The sequence below is a fragment of the Streptomyces sp. MMCC 100 genome, assembly GCF_041538145.2.
Classification (GTDB): domain Bacteria; phylum Actinomycetota; class Actinomycetes; order Streptomycetales; family Streptomycetaceae; genus Streptomyces.
In genome coordinates this window covers 6,463,905-6,480,584 of record NZ_JBGORK020000001.1, presented here as the reverse complement: position 1 = coordinate 6,480,584, position 16,680 = coordinate 6,463,905, and the positions used below count along the sequence as shown (strand labels likewise).

The following is a 16,680-nucleotide window of genomic DNA, read 5'->3' as shown; positions in this document are numbered from 1 at the left end:
TTTACACGTCCCGCTTCTCCAGCAGGGCGAAGGCGGCGGCGAACGCGGCCGCCGTCACGCCGAGCACGATCCACAGCGGGTCCCAGCCCGAGGGCCCCGACTCGGAGAGCGAGTTGGCGTAGAAGATGCTCATCTGGTTCGGGATCGAGTACTCGAACAGCGCCTGCTGCAGGTCCTTGAGCGAGTCCGAGAACATGAACAGCGCGATCACCAGCGGCGCGAGCAGGACGCCGATCATGATGGTGATGGCGCCCGCCGAGTGACGGATGATCGAGCCCACGGCCAGCGAGAGCAGCCCGAGCAGCGCGATATAGAGCGAGACGCCGACGGTGCCCTTCAGCCACTCCGCGCCGGTGGGGTCCTTGGCGCCGTTGCCCTCCAGCATGGCCACGTGGGCCAGCCCGATCAGCGTCGCGGACACCAGGGTCACCACGAAGGCGACCAGGAAGAACACGATCGCCTTCGCCGCCAGCACCCGGCCGCGGCTGGGGCAGGCGGTCATCGTCGTGCGGATCATGCCCGTGCCGTACTCGGACGCAGTGGTCAGCACGCCGAGCGTGATCACGCACATGCTGCCGAGCAGCAGGCCGAAGAAGCCGAGGCTCAGCGCGCTCTCACCGGCCAGGTCCGAGGACGAGTTCGCCACGATCGCGCCGGTCAGCAGCCCGATGCCGACGACCAGCAGGACGAACACGCCCAGCGTCCACATCGTCGAGCGCACCGACTTGATCTTCGTCCACTCGGAGGCCACCGCGTGCACGAGCGTGGTCCGCACCACCGGGATCGGCGACGTGTAGGTCGGGTACGGCGAACCGGGCGCCGCGTGCCAGTCGGGCGCGGCCTGCTGCGTCGGGGGCTGGGGGGTGCTCATCGGGCGTCCTCGGGCTTGGTCGGGTCGGTGACGGGCGCGGAGGCGGGCGCCGGGGCGGCAGCGGGGGGTGCGGGGGCCGCGGCGGGCGGCTGGGGCGTCTGCGGGGCCGGCGGGGTCCGGGGTGCCTGCGGCACCTGCTGTGCCGCGTACGGGTTGGCCGGCTGACCGCCCGGCACCGCGCCGGGCGCCGCCGGGGTGCCGTACGGGCCCGCCGGGGCCTGGCCCGGTGCGCCCTGCGGCGGGGCGAAGGGCTGACCGCCCTGCTGGGGCGGCGGCGGGGCGTACCACCCGGGCTGGCCCTGTCCCGGCACCGGCATCGGCGGCTGCGCGCCGGGCGGCAGGGGCTGCTGGAGGCCGGCCTTCTGGTCGGCGGTCGACCGGTAGTCCACAGCGCCCTGCGTCATCCGCATGTACGCCTCCTCCAGCGAGGCCTGGTGCGGCGAGAGCTCCCACAGCCGTACGTCGCCCTCGTGCGCGATGTCGCTGATCCGGGGGAGGGCGAGGCCGGTCACGCGCAGCGCGCCGTCCTGCTCGGGCAGCACGTGGCCGCCCGCCTCGGTCAGCGCCGAGGTCAGCTTCTCGCGCAGCTGCGGCTCGGTGTCCGGCGTCCGCACGCGCGCGAAGTCGGCGGAGTTGGCCGAGATGAAGTCCGTCACGCTCATGTCGGCGAGCAGCTGGCCGCGCCCGATGACGATCAGGTGATCGGCGGTCAGCGCCATCTCGCTCATCAGGTGCGAGGAGACGAAGACGGTGCGGCCCTCCGCCGCGAGCGCCTTCATCAGGTTGCGCACCCAGTGGATGCCCTCCGGGTCGAGGCCGTTGACCGGCTCGTCGAAGAGCAGCACCTGGGGGTCGCCGAGCAGCGCGGCGGCGATGCCGAGCCGCTGGCCCATGCCGAGGGAGAAGCCCTTGGAGCGCCGCTTGGCCACGTCCTGGAGGCCCACCACGCCGAGCACCTCGTCCACCCGCCGGGCCGGGATGCCGGACAGCTGGGCGAGGCTCAGCAGGTGGTTGCGGGCGGCCCGGCCGCCGTGCACCGCCTTGGCGTCCAGCAGCGCCCCGACGTGGCGCGCGGCGTTCGGCAGCTTGCGGTACGGGTGGCCGCCGATCGTCACGTGCCCCGCCGTGGGGTTGTCCAGACCCAGGATCATCCGCATCGTCGTCGACTTGCCCGAGCCGTTGGGCCCGAGGAAGCCGGTGACGGCACCGGGCCGCACCTGGAAGGAGAGGTTGTACACAGCGGTCTTGTCGCCGTATCGCTTGGTCAGGCCGACAGCCTCGATCATGCTCCGCACCCATCGGAAGGTTCAGGGACAGCAGGGCACACGCCCCCGTAAGGGTTAGGAGGATATCCACGCGCTGACGGTTCCGTTCAAGCCCGGGCAAAATCCGACGCCGTACGAAGGCCGGACGGAGGGGGTCAGGCGTCCCGCTTCTTCAGCACCGCGTACCCGCCGACGAGCGCCGCGATCACCCACAGTGCCATGATCCCGAGGCCTCCCCACGGCCCGTACGGGACGTCGTCGTCGATCGGCGTGACCACCTGCATGATCTTGCTGCCGGCCTGGTCGGGCAGGAACCGGCCGACCTTCTCCGTCGCCGGGACGTTGCCCAGGATGTTGGAGATCAGGAAGAAGAACGGCATCAGGATGCCCAGCGAAAGCATCGGCGAGCGCAGCATCGCGGCGACGCCCATCGAGAACATCGCGATGAGGGTCATGTAGAGGCCGCCGCCGAACACGGCACGCAGCACGCCCGGGTCGCCGATCGACGCCTTGAGGTCGCCGAGCATCGCCTGACCGAGGAAGAACGTGGCGAAACTGGTGACCATGGCCACGACCAGCGCGAGGGCGGTGGCCACTGCGATCTTGCTGAACAGGAAGGCGCCGCGCTTGGGCACGGCGGCCAGCGAGGTGCGGATCATGCCGGTGCTGTACTCGTTGGCCACGACCAGCACCCCGAACACGATCATCGCCAGCTGGCCGAGGCTCGTGCCGGCGAAGCTGATGAAGGTCGGATCGAAGGAGAGCTGGTCCTGCCGGCTCATGTCGCCGAACTCGTTCTTCGACAGCGCCGAGATCAGCATGCCGAGGGCGATGGTGACGACCACGGCGAGGCCCAGCGTCCACACCGTGGACGCGACCGACCGGATCTTGGTCCACTCGGACCGGACGACCTGTGTCGCCGCCATGCTCAACCCCTCTTCCAGTCGCTGCCCCACGGCTGCTGCGGAGGCTGCCCCGGTGGCTGTTGCTGCGGCACCGCGCCGGGCGGCTGCCCGTCGTGCGCGTGGTACTCCACGGATTCCGCGGTCAGCTGCATGAACGCCTCCTCCAGCGAGGCGCGCTGCGGGCTCAGCTCGTGCAGCACGATCCGGTGCCGCGCCGCCAGCTCGCCGACGGCCTCGGACTTGTCGCCGTCCACCTCCAGGACCCCGTCGCCCGCCTCGACGACCGTGGCCCCGGAGCCGTGCAGCGCGTCGAGCAGCTGCTCGCGCTGCGGGGTGCGGATCCGGACGTAACTGCGCGAGTTCTCCGCGATGAACTGGGCCATCGAGGTGTCCGCCAGCAGCCTGCCCTGTCCGATGACCACCAGGTGGTCGGCGGTCAGCGCCATCTCGCTCATCAGATGGGAGGAGACGAAGACCGTACGGCCCTGGGAGGCCAGCGTCTTCATCAGATTGCGGATCCAGTGGATGCCCTCGGAGTCGAGCCCGTTGACCGGCTCGTCGAACATCAGGATCCGAGGGTCGCCGAGGAGCGCGCCGGCGATGCCGAGCCGCTGCCCCATGCCGAGGGAGAAGCCCTTGGTCTTCTTCTTGGCGACCGCCGACAGCCCGACCGTGTCCAGGACCTCGCGCACCCGGCTCGCCGGGATGCCGTTGCTCTGCGCGAGGCACAGCAGGTGGTTGTAGGCGCTGCGCCCACCGTGCCAGGCCTTGGCCTCCAGGAGCGCGCCGATGTACGTCAGCGGGTCCTTCAGCTGCTCGTAGTGCTTGCCGTCGATCCGCACGTCCCCGGCGGTCGGCCGGTCAAGTCCCAACACCATCCGCATGGTCGTCGACTTGCCCGCGCCGTTGGGGCCGAGGAAGCCCGTGATGATGCCGGGTCTGACGGTGAAGGAGAGATTGTTGACCGCCACCTTCTCGCCGTACCGCTTGGTCAGCCCCTCGAGCTCGATCATGGCGCCCACGCTAGAACGGGACGAGGCCCGCTGCCACCCCAGTGGCAGAAGGCCTCGTCCTTGTCCGTACGTATTCAGCAGGCGTACGCCCCCGCGTCGGCCGAACGAGCCGGCCGGAGCGTGTCAGCGGGACTGCTGGGCCGGCACCCCGCGGGAGACCGACTCGTCCTCGACCGCCGGAGCGGCGGCCACCGCGGCGCCCGTGAGGGACGCCAGCATCTCGCGCACGTTGGTCAGCTGCGCGTTGATGGAGTCGCGGCGGTTGGTGAGGGCCGCCAGCTCGCGCTCCGACTCCGAACGGATCCGGTCCGCCTTCGCGTTGGCGTCGGCCACGATGTCCTCGGACTGGCGCTGCGCCGTCTCCACGGTCTGGCGGGCCCGGCGCTCGGCGTCCGTGCGCAGCTTCTCCGCCTCCAGGCGCAGCTGCTCCGCGCGGTGCTCGATCTCCGCGAGCCGCTTCTCGGCCTTGGCCTGACGGGAGGCCAGGTCCCGCTCGGACTGCTCGCGGCGCTTGGCGAGGTTCGTCTCGAAGTCGGCGGCGGCCTGCGCGGCCTTGGCGCGGGTCTCCTCGAACAGGGCGTCGGCCTCGTCGCGCTTGGACTGCGCGTCCTTCTGCGCCTCGGAGCGCAGCTGGGAGGCGTCGCCCTTGGCCTTCTCGACGATCCGGACGCCCTCGTCCTCGGCCTTGGCCTTGCGCTCCGCGGCGTACGACTCCGCGTCGTTGCGCACCTGCTGGGCCGCCGACTCGGCCAGCTCGCGGTGCTGCTCGGCCGCGCGCCGGGCCTCCTCGCGCAGGTCCTTCGCCTCTTCCTCGGCGAGCCGCAGGATCTTCTCGACCCGGGCACCGAGACCGGCGTACGACGGCTCGGCGTCGTTGACCTGGGCCTGGGCGTTCTGGGTCTCGAGGTGGAGCTCCTCGATGCGCTTTTCCAGAGCGGTGATGCGGGACAGAGCGCTGTCACGGTCGGAGACGAGCTTGGAGATACGTTCGTCCACCTGAGCGCGGTCGTACCCACGCCGCACAAGCTCGAAGCCGTAGGGGGAAGTGTCGCTCATGGGGTTCCTGTCGAAAGAGACCGGGTGAGGTGATAGAGGGAATCCTAGGCGCCAATGCGGTGTGTCATCGAGCGGATGCACGTTTGATACGGAGAATGACACCTCTTTTGAGTGGCTGACCCGCGGATGGCTTGCCAAAGTTCTGGTCAAGGCTTCCGTCGGGACTCGGCCAAAGATGTCCAGCAGACACCGAATCCGCCCCGGATGCTAGCCGTCTGACGACTTGCCACCCGAACGTGGGGCGCCCACCGTCGCTCCGGCCTTCACCCCGTTGTCCTTCGCGCCCCCGGGCGCCTCGAACGACTCCAGCGCCTCCAGCACGTCCTGCACCCGGGAGATCTCCGCGTTGATGTCCTCGCGGCGCCGGACCAGCACCTCCAGCTCGCGCTTGCCCTCGTCGACCGTGCGCCGCGCCTCCTGGACGGCCTCGGCCTTCAGCTCCTCGGCCTCACGGACCAGGGTGGCCTTCTTCTGCTCGGCCTCCTTGAGCAGCCCCTCGGCCTTCTTGACGGCGGCGATGCGCACCTTGCCGGCCTCGGAGTTGGCCTCCGACACCAGCTCCTTGGCCTTCGCCTCCGCCTTGGCGAGCTGCTCCTCGGCGGCCTTGATGAGCGCGTCGCAGCGGTCGCCGGCCGACTTCATCGTCTCGGCGGCCTCGCGGCGGGCCCGCTCGTGCAGTTCCTCGATCTCGGAGGTGAGCCGCTCGCGCAGCTCCTCCGCGCGCTCCCTTATGGCGGTCGCGTCCCGGCGGGCGCCGACCAGCAGCTCGTCCGCGTCCGTGCGGGCCTTCTCCACCCGGGTGTTGCCCTCGACGGTCGCCTCCGAGACGATCCGGTCGGCCTCCGTGCGGGCCGCGCCGACCATCGTGTCGGCCTGCGACTCGGCGTCCGCGGTGGTCTTCTGGGCCTGCTTCTGCGCCTCGGAGAGCAGCTTGTCGGCCTCCGCCGTGGTCTCCGTGATGAGCGTGTCGACCTGCTCGGCCGCCTCCGAGCGCCGCTTGTTGGCGGCCTTGCGGGCCTCGTCGAGGGTGCGCTCGGCCTCCTCGCGGGCGGCCGTGGTGACCCGCTCCGCCTCCGCCGCCGCCTCGGTCCGCACCCGCTCGGCCTCGGTGCGGATCCGCTCCGCGTGCTGCTGGGCGGAGCCGACCGTGTCGGCGGCCTCGGCGCGCAGCCGCTCCGCCTCCCCGGTGGCGTCCGAGACCAGCTGCTCGGCCCGGGCGCCCGCCTCGGCGCGGACCCGCTCGGCCTCGGCGGTCGTCTCGGCGCGCAGCCGCTCCGCCTCGGCGGCCGCCTCGGTCCGTACCCGCTCGGCCTCGCTCGCCGCCTCCGTGGTGACGCGCTCCGCCTCGGCGAGGGTCTCCGTCCGGAGCCGGTCGGTCTCGGCCGCCGTCTCGGTGGTGAGCCGCTCCGCCTCGGAACGCGCCTCGGTGATCAAGGTGTCCGCCTGCGTCGCCGCGTCGGACCGGATGCGGTTGGCGTCCTCGCGGGCGTCCGCCCGGGTGCGCGACGCCGACTGCTCGGCCTCGGCGATGGCGTCGGAGGCCTCCGTGCGCACCCGCTGGGCGTGCTCGGAGACGTCCGCGCGGATCCGTTCGGCCTCCGTGATGGCCTCGGACACGGTCCGCTCGGCCAGCGTCTTGGCGGCTTCCGTCTCCTCCTGCGCCTCGCGCCGCAGGCGCCCGGCGTCCTCGCTCGCCCGCTCCCGCTCCGCGTAGGCGTCGGCGCGGACCCGGTCCGCCTCCTCCTCGGCCTCGTGCCGGGTGCGCTCGGCGGCGTGCTCCGCGGCGCTGCGCAGCCCGGCGATCTCCTCCTGGGCCTGCTCGTGCAGCCCGGCGACCGACTCCCGTACCTGCGCGGCGTGCTGCTCGGCGGCCGACACCATCTCGGTGGCGCGCCGGTCGGCCTCCTCGACCAGCCGGACCGCCTCGGCCTGGGCCTCCTCCACCCGGTTGCGTGCCGAGGCCAGCAGCTCCTCGCTCTGCTCGCGGGCCTGCTTGCGCTCCTGGTCGGCCTCCTGCCGGGCGGAACCGAGCAGCTCCTCCGCCTCGCGGCGGCGCCGTGCGGCCTCCTCCTGGGCGGCGGCCAGCGCCTCCGACGCCTCCGCGGCGATGCGCTCGGCGGCACTCTGCGCCTCCGCCCGCACCCGGTCGGCGCTCTCCTGCGCCTCCGACTTCAGCCGCTCCGCCTCGTTCGACGCCTCCGAGCGCAGCCGTACGGCGACGGCCTCGCCCTCCGCGCGGGAGGCGGACGCGTCCGCGGCGGCCTCGGTGCGCAGCCGCTCCGCCTCCGTCTCGGCCTGCTGCTGGAGCGTACGGATCCGCTCGGCGGCCTCCGTGCGCAGCCGCTCGCTCTCCTCCGCGGCCTCGCGGCGGATCCGCTCGCCCTCCTCGCGGGCCTCGGACAGCGCCTCCTCGGCGGCGGTGCGGCGCTCCTCGGCCTCGGTGTGCAGCCGCGTCAGTTCCTCGGCGGCCTCCGCCTGCCGGGCCTCGACGGCGCGCTCGGTCTCCTCGCGCAGCTCACGGGCGGCCCGCTCGGCCTCCGCCTGGAGCTCCTCCACGCGCTCGGCGGCCTCCGCACGGTGCCGCTCGGCCTCCGCGCGGGTGCGCTCCAGGGTCTCCTCGGCCTGCCGGCGCAGGGTCGTCGCCCGCTCGATGGCCTCGGTGCGGACCTTCTCGCTGTCCGCGGTCGCCGTCTGCCGCAGCTCGTCCGCGTCCGCCTTGGCCTTGGCGAGCAGCTCCTCGGCGGTCTTCGCCGCCTCCTCGATCTGCGCCACGGCCTCCTTGCGGGCCTCGGCACGGATCTTCTCGCCCTCTTCGACCGCGTCGGCCCGCAGCTGCTCGGCCTCGCCGCGCAGCCGGCGCGCCTCCTCCTGCAGCTCGACCGTCTTGGCGCGGTACTCCTTGGTGTCGTCCTTCGCCGCGCCCTTGAGCTCCTCGGCGATGTCGTGCGCCTCGCCGCGCAGCCGGTCCGCCTCGGCCTCGGCCTCGGTGCGGATCCGCTCGGCCTCCTCGGTGGCGGCCTTCGTGGTGCGCTTGGCGTCCTCCGACGCCTTGTTCAGCACGTCCTCGGCCGTCTTGGCCGCCTTGGACAGCTGGGTGGCCGACTCCTCGGCCGTGATCGTGCGGGCCTTCTCGGCGGCCTCGGCGACGATCCGCTCGGCCTCGGCGCGGGCGTCCGCGACCACCTGCTCGGCCTCGGACCTGGTGTTCTCGGCGTCCTTGGTGGCCTCGCCGACCAGCCGGGCGACCTGCTCCTTGGCGGTACGCGTGCGCTGCTCGTTGGTCGCCTCGGCGCTCGACAGTGCCTTGGCCGCGGCCTCCTCGGCCTCGGTGACGACCTTCTCGGCCTGGGCCTGCGCCTTGCGCAGCGCCTCCTCGGCCTCGGACATGCGCTGCTCGGCGGCCCGGCTCAGCTCCTGGGCCTCGCGGCGGGCGGACTCCGACTCGGTGGCGGTGGAGCTGCGCAGCTGCTCGGCGTGGTCGGTGGCCTCCTGCGCCTGCGTGGAGGCGGCGTTCAGCAGCCGCTCGGCGTCGGTACGGGCCCGGCGCAGGATCTGCTCGGCCTCGGCGCGCGCGCTCTCCGCGTCGCTCCGCAGCCGCTGGCGGGCCTCGGCGGTCAGCCGCTCCGCCTCCGCGCGGGCCGCGCTCATGGCCTGTTCGGCCTCCGCGCGGGACTCGTCGAGCAGCCGGCGGGCCTGCTGCTCGGTGCGGGCGCGCAGCTGCTCCGCCCAGGCCACGTTCTCGTTGACGTGCGACTCGACGGTCTGCCGGCGCTCGGCCAGCTCCTGGTCGAGCTGCTGGCGGCGGGTCACCGCCTCCTGGTGCAGCTCCGCCTGGAGCCGGGCGGCCTGCTCGGCGTGCTCCTGGAGGATGCGCTGGGTCTGCGCCCGCGCCTGGCTCAGCTCCCGCTCCGCGTCGGCGCGCAGCTGGTCGGCCTGCGTCTGCGCGTTGCGCAGCAGCTGCTCGGCCTGGTACCCGATGTCGCCGCCGTCGAAGGCGGGCCGGGACATGATGGTGCGCCGCGCCTCGTGCAGCTTGGCGCGCAGCACCTCGACCTGGTAGCCGAGGTCCTCGGCGTGCTGGATCGCCTTTTCCCGCTCGGTCTTCAGCCGCTTCATCTCGGCCTCGAACCGAGAGAGGTGGTCGACGTCAGCCGCCGGCTCTCGCTCCTGGCTCTCGTAGCCCCGCACTGCGCGGTCCCATCCGTCCCCTGGTCGCAAATCTTCCCGAACGAGCTCCGTCCGTCCGCCGGACGGTGCCCCCGGGGAATGGTGTCAGATCAACGACGGAGCATGTTCTGCTGCCCCGTCGCCGACCCCCCGAAACACGACCCCGGCGGTCCCGTCGTCGCCGACGACAGGACCGGGTCACCCTGGACTGAGCGGCGACCGCACCCAACCCTACCGGCCCCTATGTACGAGGGTCAGTGCTCAGGTGACTCAACGGCCGCCGAAGTGACCAGTTCTGTCAGTACGCCATGGCAGTCCTTGGGGTGCAGGAAGGTGATCCGCGATCCCATCGAACCGCGCCGGGGCTCGTCGTACAGAACGCGTACGCCCTTCCCTCGGATGTCCGCGGCGTCCGCGTCCACGTCCGCCGTGCCGAACGCGATGTGGTGGACGCCCTCGCCGTTCTTCGCCAGCCACTTGCCGACCGCGGAGTCCTCGCGGGTCGGTTCGAGGAGCTGGAGGTACGAGGCACCGCCGTCCGAGGTCTCGTTGATCTTGAGCATGGCCTCCCGGACACCCTGCTCCTCGTTGACCTCGGTGTGGAACACCTCGAAGCCGTAAGTGGCACGGTAGAACTCGACGGTCGTGTCGAGGTCGTGGCAGGCGATTCCGATGTGGTCGATTCGCGTCAGCATGGATTCAGTGCAGCGCTCCGGAGGTGGTTACGCAACGTGCGCGCGATCACACCGACCGCCGGGTGACGAGCGGCATACCGCTCAGTACATTCGAGTAAACCCTCGTTCACTCCGCGGCCTGTGCGGGCCGGAAAAGGGGATCGCAGCCCATGACTTCTGCAGCTTCTGGTACGAACGGCACGACGTCCGTCATCGTCGCGGGTGCGCGCACCCCGATGGGGCGGCTGCTCGGCTCCCTGAAGTCCTTCTCCGGGGCCGACCTCGGCGGCTTCGCGATCAAGGCCGCCCTCGACCGCGCGGGGATCGGCGGCGACCAGGTCCAGTACGTGATCATGGGGCAGGTGCTCCAGGCCGGCGCGGGGCAGATTCCGGCCCGCCAGGCCGCCGTCAAGGCCGGCATCCCGATGAACGTCCCGGCGCTCACGATCAACAAGGTCTGCCTCTCCGGCCTCGACGCCGTCGCACTCGCCGACCAGCTCATTCGCGCGGGTGAATTCGACGTGGTCGTCGCCGGCGGCCAGGAGTCCATGACCAACGCCCCGCACCTGCTGCCCAAGTCCCGCGAGGGCTACAAGTACGGCGCGATCGAGATGATCGACGCCATGGCGTACGACGGTCTGACCGACTCCTTCGAGAACGTCGCCATGGGCGAGTCCACGGAGAAGCACAACACCCGGCTCGGCATCGCCCGCCCCGCGCAGGACGAGATCGCCGCCCTGTCCCACCAGCGCGCCGCGGCCGCCCAGAAGAACGGCATCTTCGACGCCGAGATCACCCCGGTCGAGATCCCGCAGCGCAAGGGCGACCCGGTGCTGTTCAGCAAGGACGAGGGCATCCGCGGCGACACCACCACCGAGTCGCTGGCCAAACTGCGCCCGGCCTTCGCCAAGGACGGCACGATCACCGCGGGCTCCTCCTCGCAGATCTCCGACGGCGCGGCGGCCGTGGTCGTCATGAGCAGGGCGAAGGCCGAGGAGCTGGGCCTGGAGTGGATCGCGGAGATCGGCGCGCACGGCAACGTCGCAGGTCCGGACAACTCTTTGCAGTCGCAGCCGTCGAACGCCATCCAGCACGCCCTGAAGAAGGAGGGCCTGGAGGTCGGCGACCTCGATCTCATCGAGATCAACGAGGCGTTCGCGGCGGTCGCCGTCCAGTCAATGAAGGACCTCGGCGTATCCACCGAAAAGGTGAACGTCAACGGCGGCGCCATCGCCCTGGGTCACCCGATCGGCATGTCCGGCGCCCGGCTGGTGCTGCACCTGGCGCTGGAACTGAAGCGGCGCGGCGGCGGGGTCGGCGCGGCGGCACTGTGCGGCGGCGGCGGCCAGGGCGACGCGCTGATCGTGCGGGTACCCGGGGCCTGACCCCAGAGTTACGACATCTCACCGAGCGGAGCTGAACGGAGCTGTGATGCAGGACGTCTCCTCACTGGTGGCCCAGGCCAGAGAAGGCCGGCCGCGGGCCGTGGCCCGGCTGATCTCCCTGGTGGAGGGGGCGTCCCCGCAGCTCAGGGAGGTCATGGAGGCGCTCGCGCCGCTGACCGGCGGGGCCTATGTGGTGGGTCTGACCGGCTCACCGGGCGTCGGCAAGTCGACGTCCACCTCGGCGCTGGTGACGGCGTACCGCAAGCAGGGCAAGCGGGTCGGCGTCCTCGCCGTCGACCCGTCCTCCCCCTTCTCCGGCGGCGCGCTGCTCGGCGACCGCGTGCGGATGTCGGAGCACGCCTCCGACCCGGGCGTCTACATCCGCTCGATGGCGACCCGCGGCCACCTCGGCGGTCTCGCCTGGGCCGCTCCGCAGGCGATCCGCGTCCTGGACGCGGCCGGCTGCGACGTGATCCTCGTCGAGACGGTGGGCGTCGGGCAGTCGGAGGTCGAGATCGCCTCCCAGGCCGACACCTCCGTCGTCCTCCTCGCCCCCGGCATGGGCGACGGCATCCAGGCCGCCAAGGCCGGAATCCTGGAGATCGGCGACGTCTACGTCGTCAACAAGGCCGACCGCGACGGAGCCGACGCCACCGCCCGCGAGCTGAACCACATGCTGGGCCTCGGCGAGGCCCGCGCCGCCGGCGACTGGCGCCCGCCCATCGTCAAGACGGTCGCCGCGCGCGGCGAGGGCGTCGACGAGGTCGTCGAAGCGCTGGAGAAGCACCGCGCGTGGATGGAGGAACGGGACGTCCTCACCGAACGCCGCCGCGCCCGCGCCGCCCGCGAGGTCGAGACCATCGCCGTCACCACCCTGCGCGAACGCATCGGCGACCTCCACGGCGACCGCCGCCTCGGCGCCCTGGCGGAACGCATCGTCGCCGGCGAACTGGACCCCTACCGCGCGGCGGACGAGCTGGTGGCGGGGCTGACGACCGGCTGACGCCGGCCCGCCCGGCCGGGCCGGAAAAACCCGGCGCGGCCGCAGGGCCGCGCTGGTAGCTTGACCCGTATGTTCCTCCTCTTGGCATAGGGCCCGCCCCGCACGCGACCGCCGCATCCGGCCGTCGCGCGCTTCGGCGTCCCCTTGTCGCCTTCCGCTGAGGAACTTTCGCGTGTCCACGCCATCTCCACGGCCCTCGTATGCCGCCGTGCTCCGCGTCCCCCATGCCCGCCGCACGTTCGCGGCCGCCCTCGTCGGGCGGCTGTCGTACGGCACGGTCTCCCTCGCCCTGATGCTCTCCCTGACCCGGTCCACCGGGTCGTACGCCGTGGCCGGCCTGGTCATGGCGCTCTTCGGCGCGACGAGCGTCTTCCTGTCCCCCTACCGCGCCTCCCTCGTCGACCGGCACGGTCCGCGCCAGGCCCTGCTGCCCATGGCCCTGCTGTACGCCGCCCTGCTCTGCGTGCTGGCGGCGGCCTGCCGGCGTCCGGGCACGCCCGAGGCCGTCCTCGCGGTGACCGCCGCGTTCGCGGGCACCTGCACGCCCCCGCTCGGCCCCACGATGCGCGCGGTGTGGGCCGAACTGCTCCCGGACCGACAGCTGTTGCAGCGCGCCTACAGCCTGGACGGCGTCGCCGAGGAACTGCTCTTCGTCTCCGGCCCGCTCCTGGTCGGCGGCGTCGTCGCCGTCGCCCCACCCGCCGTCGGCGTCCTGCTCAGCGCGGTGCTGGTGGCGGTCGGCACCCTCGCCTTCGTCACGTCCCCGACGGCCGCCGCGCTGCGTCCGGCGGGGCGGGAGAAGAAGGCCGGCCCCGCACCCGGGGGCGGCACCGGCGGACAGGTCCGGGCCCTGCTGCAGCCCGTCGTCGTCGCGGCGGGCGTCGGCGTCTCGGTGAGCGCCGTCGACCTCCTCGTCGTCGCCTACGCGGGGGAACGCGACCTCGGGGACGGCGCCGTCGCCTGGGCGCTCGCGGCGCTGTCGGTGGGCAGCGCGGTCGGCGGTCTCGTCAACGGCGCCGTCGCCTGGAGCTCGCCCACCCGCGCCAGGCTCCCGTTCTTCGCGGCCGGTCTCGGTCTCTGCCTCGTCGCCGCGGGCCTCACGCCCGGCCTCGGCACGCTGATCCCGGCCGTCATGTGCGCCGGCCTGTTCGTGGCCCCGGCCCTGACCACGGCGTACCTGATCGCCGACGAGAGCGCGGCGCCCGGCTTCCGGGTCCGGGCGGGCACCTGGTGCAACACCGCCGTGAACGCGGGGAGTTCCGCCGGGGCCGCCGCCGTGGGACTGCTGGTGGAACGGCTGCCCCTGCCGGTGTGCTTCGCGGTGTCCGGCGCGGTCGCCGCGGCGGCGGCACTGGTGCCGGGGTACCGCCGCGGTGGTGCCGCCCGGCGGGCGGGGCTGATCAGTCGTCGTCGGAGTCGTCCGAGTCGCGAGAGTCGTGCGAGTCGTGCGAGTCGTGCGAGCGGTCGGCCGTGACCTTGCCGGTCCTCGGGTCGACCCGCCAGTCCTGCTCGCCCTTGCCGGAGGCGCGCGTCTCGACCTCCCAGGCGGGCTTGCCGTCGCCGTAGTGGCCGTCCTCGTCCAGCTCGACCGAGGTGACGGTCCCATGGCCGGCCGCCGCCTTCGCGGCCTCGGTGGCGTCGACCGAGGTGCCCTTCAAGGCCGCCCGCACTTCGGCGGTGTCGTCCTCGTCGTCGTCCCTCTCCGAGCCGATGACCTTGCCGGTGGCCGGGTCGACCCGGACGGTGTGCCAGGTGCCCTCGCCGGAGAGGACGTCGACCTCCCAGGCCGTACGCTCGCGGCGGTCGTCCGCGTCGTCGTCCGCGTCGTCGTCCTCGTCGTCCAGTTCGGCGGAGACGGCGGTGCCCGGGGTGTCCGCGAGCGCGGAGGCGATGGCGTCGGCCGCCGTCACCTTCGCGGAGGCGGCGCGGGCCGCGTCCTCGTCGCGGTCGTCGGCGTCGTCCCGTGCGCCGCCGTCGTCCGGGACGGTGACCTCCGACGCGCTCACGTCCGCGCGGGGCGCGGCGCCCCGGTCGTCGTTCCCCGTCGTCGCCAGAGCCGTCGCCGTACCGCCTCCGGCCAGTGCGGCGGCGGTGACGGCGGCGATCACGATGTTGCGCTTCATGTAGGTTTCCTCCGAGTCGTCCAGAGTCCAGCGTTTTTCGGTGACTTCACTGTCGCGGACCGACGCTGAGGCCAAGCTGAAGCAGCCTGAAGCGATCTTCAGCTCGCCTTTGCCACTCTTTACCCATGCGCCTGTTGATCGTGGAGGACGAGAAGCGTCTCGCGGTGTCGCTCGCCAAGGGCCTCACCGCGGAGGGATACGCCGTGGACGTCGTCCACGACGGCCTGGAGGGACTGCACCGGGCGGGCGAGGGCGTGTACGACCTCGTCATCCTCGACATCATGCTGCCCGGCCTCAACGGCTACCGGGTCTGCGCCGCCCTGCGCGCCGCCGGGCACGACGTACCGATCCTGATGCTCACCGCCAAGGACGGCGAGTACGACGAGGCCGAGGGCCTGGACACGGGCGCGGACGACTACCTCACCAAGCCCTTCTCGTACGTCGTCCTCGTCGCCCGCGTGAAGGCCCTGCTGCGGCGGCGGGCGCAGGGTCCCGGTGCCTCGCCCGTGCACGTCCACGGCGACCTCAGGGTCGACACCGCCGCCCGCCGGGTGTTCCTCGGCGAGGACGAGGTCACCCTCACCACCAAGGAGTTCGCCGTCCTGGAGCAGCTCGTGGTGCGGGCCGGACAGGTCGTGTCCAAGGCGGAGATCCTGGAACACGTCTGGGACTTCGCCTACGACGGCGACCCCAACATCGTCGAGGTGTACGTCAGCGCGCTCAGGCGCAAGCTGCGCGCCGGGCTCATCCGGACCGTGCGCGGCGCCGGCTACCGGCTGGAGACCGGGCGATGAGCCGCCTCTTCGGCTCGGTGCGGGCCCGCGCCACGCTCGCCGCCACCCTCGTGGTCGCCGTCGCCCTCGTCGCGGCCGGTACCGCCGTCCTGCTGTCCCTGCGCTCCAACCTGCTCGGCGAGGCGGGCACCCAGGCGGAGCGCTCCGCCCGCGACGTGGCGACCGAGCTGGCCGTCGGGACGCGGTACACCGAGCTCAACCTGGACGTGGACGACCGCCCGGTGCAGATCGTGGACGAGGAGGGCGTGCTCGTCGCCGCCAGTGAGGACCTGGAGCGGATCACCGGCACCGGCGTCGACGCGGTGAAGCCGCAGCCGACCGCCTCCCCGAGCGGGGAGGACGCCGCCGATGACGATGCCGACGACGATGACGACTCCGGCGAGGCGCTCGAAGCCGGCGAGATCGGCGAGCGGACCACCGTCAGCGACGGCACGGCGACGATCGACGGTGACACGGAGGACTACCGCTTCGCCGCCGTCCCCGTGGAGACCCGGCGCGGAGACCACCTCACCGTCTACGCCGGTGCGCCGCTCTCCGCCGAACACGGCGCCGTGAACACCGCGCTGACCGTCATGCTGATCGGCTTCCCGCTGCTGCTCGCGGTCGTCGCGTGGGTGACCTGGCTGGTCACCCGGCGTGCGCTGCGCCCGGTGGAGGGCATCCGGCGCGAGATGGCCGCGATCACCGCCAGCGAGGACCTGGCCCGCCGCGTCCCGGTGCCGGGCACCCACGACGAGGTGGCCAGGCTCGCCTCGACCACCAACGAGACGCTGGCCGCGCTGGAGTCCTCGGTGGAGCGGCAGCGCCGGTTCGTCGCCGACGCCTCGCACGAGCTGCGCAGCCCGATCGCCTCGCTGCGCACCCAGCTGGAGGTGGCCGCCGCCCACCCGGAGCTGCTGGATCTCGACGGCGCCGTGGAGGACACCGTACGGCTCCAGCGGCTCGCCGCCGACCTGCTGCTGCTGGCCAGGCTGGACGCGGGGGAGCGGCCCGCCGACGCCCGGGTCGACCTCGCGGCGCTCGCGCGGGAGGCGGCCGAGGGCCGGAGGGGGGTGAGCGTGCGGGGCGACGCCGCGGTGAATGTGGCCGGATCGCGCGGGCAGCTGGGGCGGGTGCTGGCCAATCTGCTGGACAACGCCCAGCGGCACGCCCGCTCGGCGGTGGAGGTGTCCGTGCGGCGGGACGGGGAGGCGGCGGTGGTCGCCGTGGCCGACGACGGCGAGGGCGTGCCGGCGGCCGACCGGGAGCGGATCTTCGAGCGGTTCGTACGGCTCGACGACGCCCGCAGCCGCGACGACGGCGGGGCCGGTCTCGGCCTGGCCATCGCCCGCGACGTCGCCGTACGGCACGGCGGCACGCTCACGGTGCACGACGCACCGGCAGGCGGCGCCCTGTTCGAGCTCCGCCTGCCGGGTGCCTAGGCC

Annotated in this window: 13 protein-coding genes; 5 read left to right on the top strand and 8 right to left on the bottom strand. The window is 72.8% G+C overall.

Annotation, left to right across the window (positions count from 1 at the left end; genetic code table 11):
* Position 1: 1 nt before the first annotated feature.
* The 7 genes from ABS735_RS29825 to mce all read right to left on the bottom strand — a co-directional run bounded on the left by ABS735_RS29825 (position 2) and on the right by mce (position 9,972).
* Positions 2-871, bottom strand: coding sequence for an ABC transporter permease (locus tag ABS735_RS29825; protein WP_373902376.1), 870 nt, complete (start codon positions 869-871; stop codon positions 2-4).
* Positions 868-2,157 carry an ABC transporter ATP-binding protein gene (locus ABS735_RS29820; protein ID WP_373902375.1) on the bottom strand — a complete coding sequence of 430 codons (1,290 nt, stop codon included), beginning with the start codon at positions 2,155-2,157 and terminating at the stop codon, positions 868-870. Before ABS735_RS29820 ends, ABS735_RS29825 begins: the two co-directional genes overlap by 4 nt.
* Before the next feature lie 134 nt (positions 2,158-2,291).
* Positions 2,292-3,062 carry an ABC transporter permease gene (locus tag ABS735_RS29815; RefSeq protein WP_373902374.1) on the bottom strand — a complete coding sequence of 257 codons (771 nt, stop codon included), beginning with the start codon at positions 3,060-3,062 and terminating at the stop codon, positions 2,292-2,294.
* A 2-nt stretch (positions 3,063-3,064) separates the two neighbouring features.
* Positions 3,065-4,054: an ABC transporter ATP-binding protein gene (locus tag ABS735_RS29810; protein ID WP_373902373.1), complete on the bottom strand. Its 990-nt coding sequence runs from the start codon at positions 4,052-4,054 to the stop codon at positions 3,065-3,067.
* A gap of 123 nt (positions 4,055-4,177) precedes the next feature.
* Positions 4,178-5,110 carry a coiled-coil domain-containing protein gene (locus ABS735_RS29805; protein ID WP_373902372.1) on the bottom strand — a complete coding sequence of 311 codons (933 nt, stop codon included), beginning with the start codon at positions 5,108-5,110 and terminating at the stop codon, positions 4,178-4,180.
* A gap of 207 nt (positions 5,111-5,317) precedes the next feature.
* Positions 5,318-9,298, bottom strand: coding sequence for a polarized growth protein Scy (gene scy, locus ABS735_RS29800; protein ID WP_373902371.1), 3,981 nt, complete (start codon positions 9,296-9,298; stop codon positions 5,318-5,320).
* A gap of 233 nt (positions 9,299-9,531) precedes the next feature.
* Positions 9,532-9,972: a methylmalonyl-CoA epimerase gene (gene mce / locus ABS735_RS29795; protein ID WP_102932132.1), complete on the bottom strand. Its 441-nt coding sequence runs from the start codon at positions 9,970-9,972 to the stop codon at positions 9,532-9,534.
* Positions 9,973-10,121: 149 nt separating this feature from the next.
* Here mce and ABS735_RS29790 point away from each other — a divergent pair, with 149 nt between their 5' ends.
* The 3 genes from ABS735_RS29790 (at position 10,122) to ABS735_RS29780 (ending at position 13,813) form a co-directional block, all read left to right on the top strand.
* Positions 10,122-11,336 carry an acetyl-CoA C-acetyltransferase gene (locus tag ABS735_RS29790; RefSeq protein WP_373902370.1) on the top strand — a complete coding sequence of 405 codons (1,215 nt, stop codon included), beginning with the start codon at positions 10,122-10,124 and terminating at the stop codon, positions 11,334-11,336.
* A gap of 46 nt (positions 11,337-11,382) precedes the next feature.
* Complete coding sequence (gene meaB / locus ABS735_RS29785; RefSeq protein ID WP_373902369.1) at positions 11,383-12,339, top strand: methylmalonyl Co-A mutase-associated GTPase MeaB; 957 nt, start codon at positions 11,383-11,385, stop codon at positions 12,337-12,339.
* Positions 12,340-12,511: 172 nt separating this feature from the next.
* Entirely contained in the window at positions 12,512-13,813 is a 1,302-nt protein-coding gene (locus tag ABS735_RS29780) for an MFS transporter (protein WP_373902368.1), read from the top strand.
* Here ABS735_RS29780 and ABS735_RS29775 read toward each other — a convergent pair.
* On the bottom strand, positions 13,740-14,462 hold the full coding sequence (locus ABS735_RS29775) for a PepSY domain-containing protein (RefSeq protein WP_373902367.1): 723 nt from the start codon (positions 14,460-14,462) through the stop codon (positions 13,740-13,742). The two genes, ABS735_RS29780 and ABS735_RS29775, sit on opposite strands and share 74 nt — an antisense overlap.
* A 125-nt stretch (positions 14,463-14,587) precedes the next feature.
* On the opposite strand from ABS735_RS29775, the gene ABS735_RS29770 reads away from it, so the two are divergent.
* Positions 14,588-15,256, top strand: coding sequence for a response regulator transcription factor (locus ABS735_RS29770; protein WP_373902366.1), 669 nt, complete (start codon positions 14,588-14,590; stop codon positions 15,254-15,256).
* The gene (locus tag ABS735_RS29765) at positions 15,253-16,677 is read left to right on the top strand and encodes a sensor histidine kinase (RefSeq protein WP_373902365.1); all 1,425 of its coding nucleotides are present in this window, start codon (positions 15,253-15,255) and stop codon (positions 16,675-16,677) included. Before ABS735_RS29770 ends, ABS735_RS29765 begins: the two co-directional genes overlap by 4 nt.
* Positions 16,678-16,680: the final 3 nt, after the last annotated feature.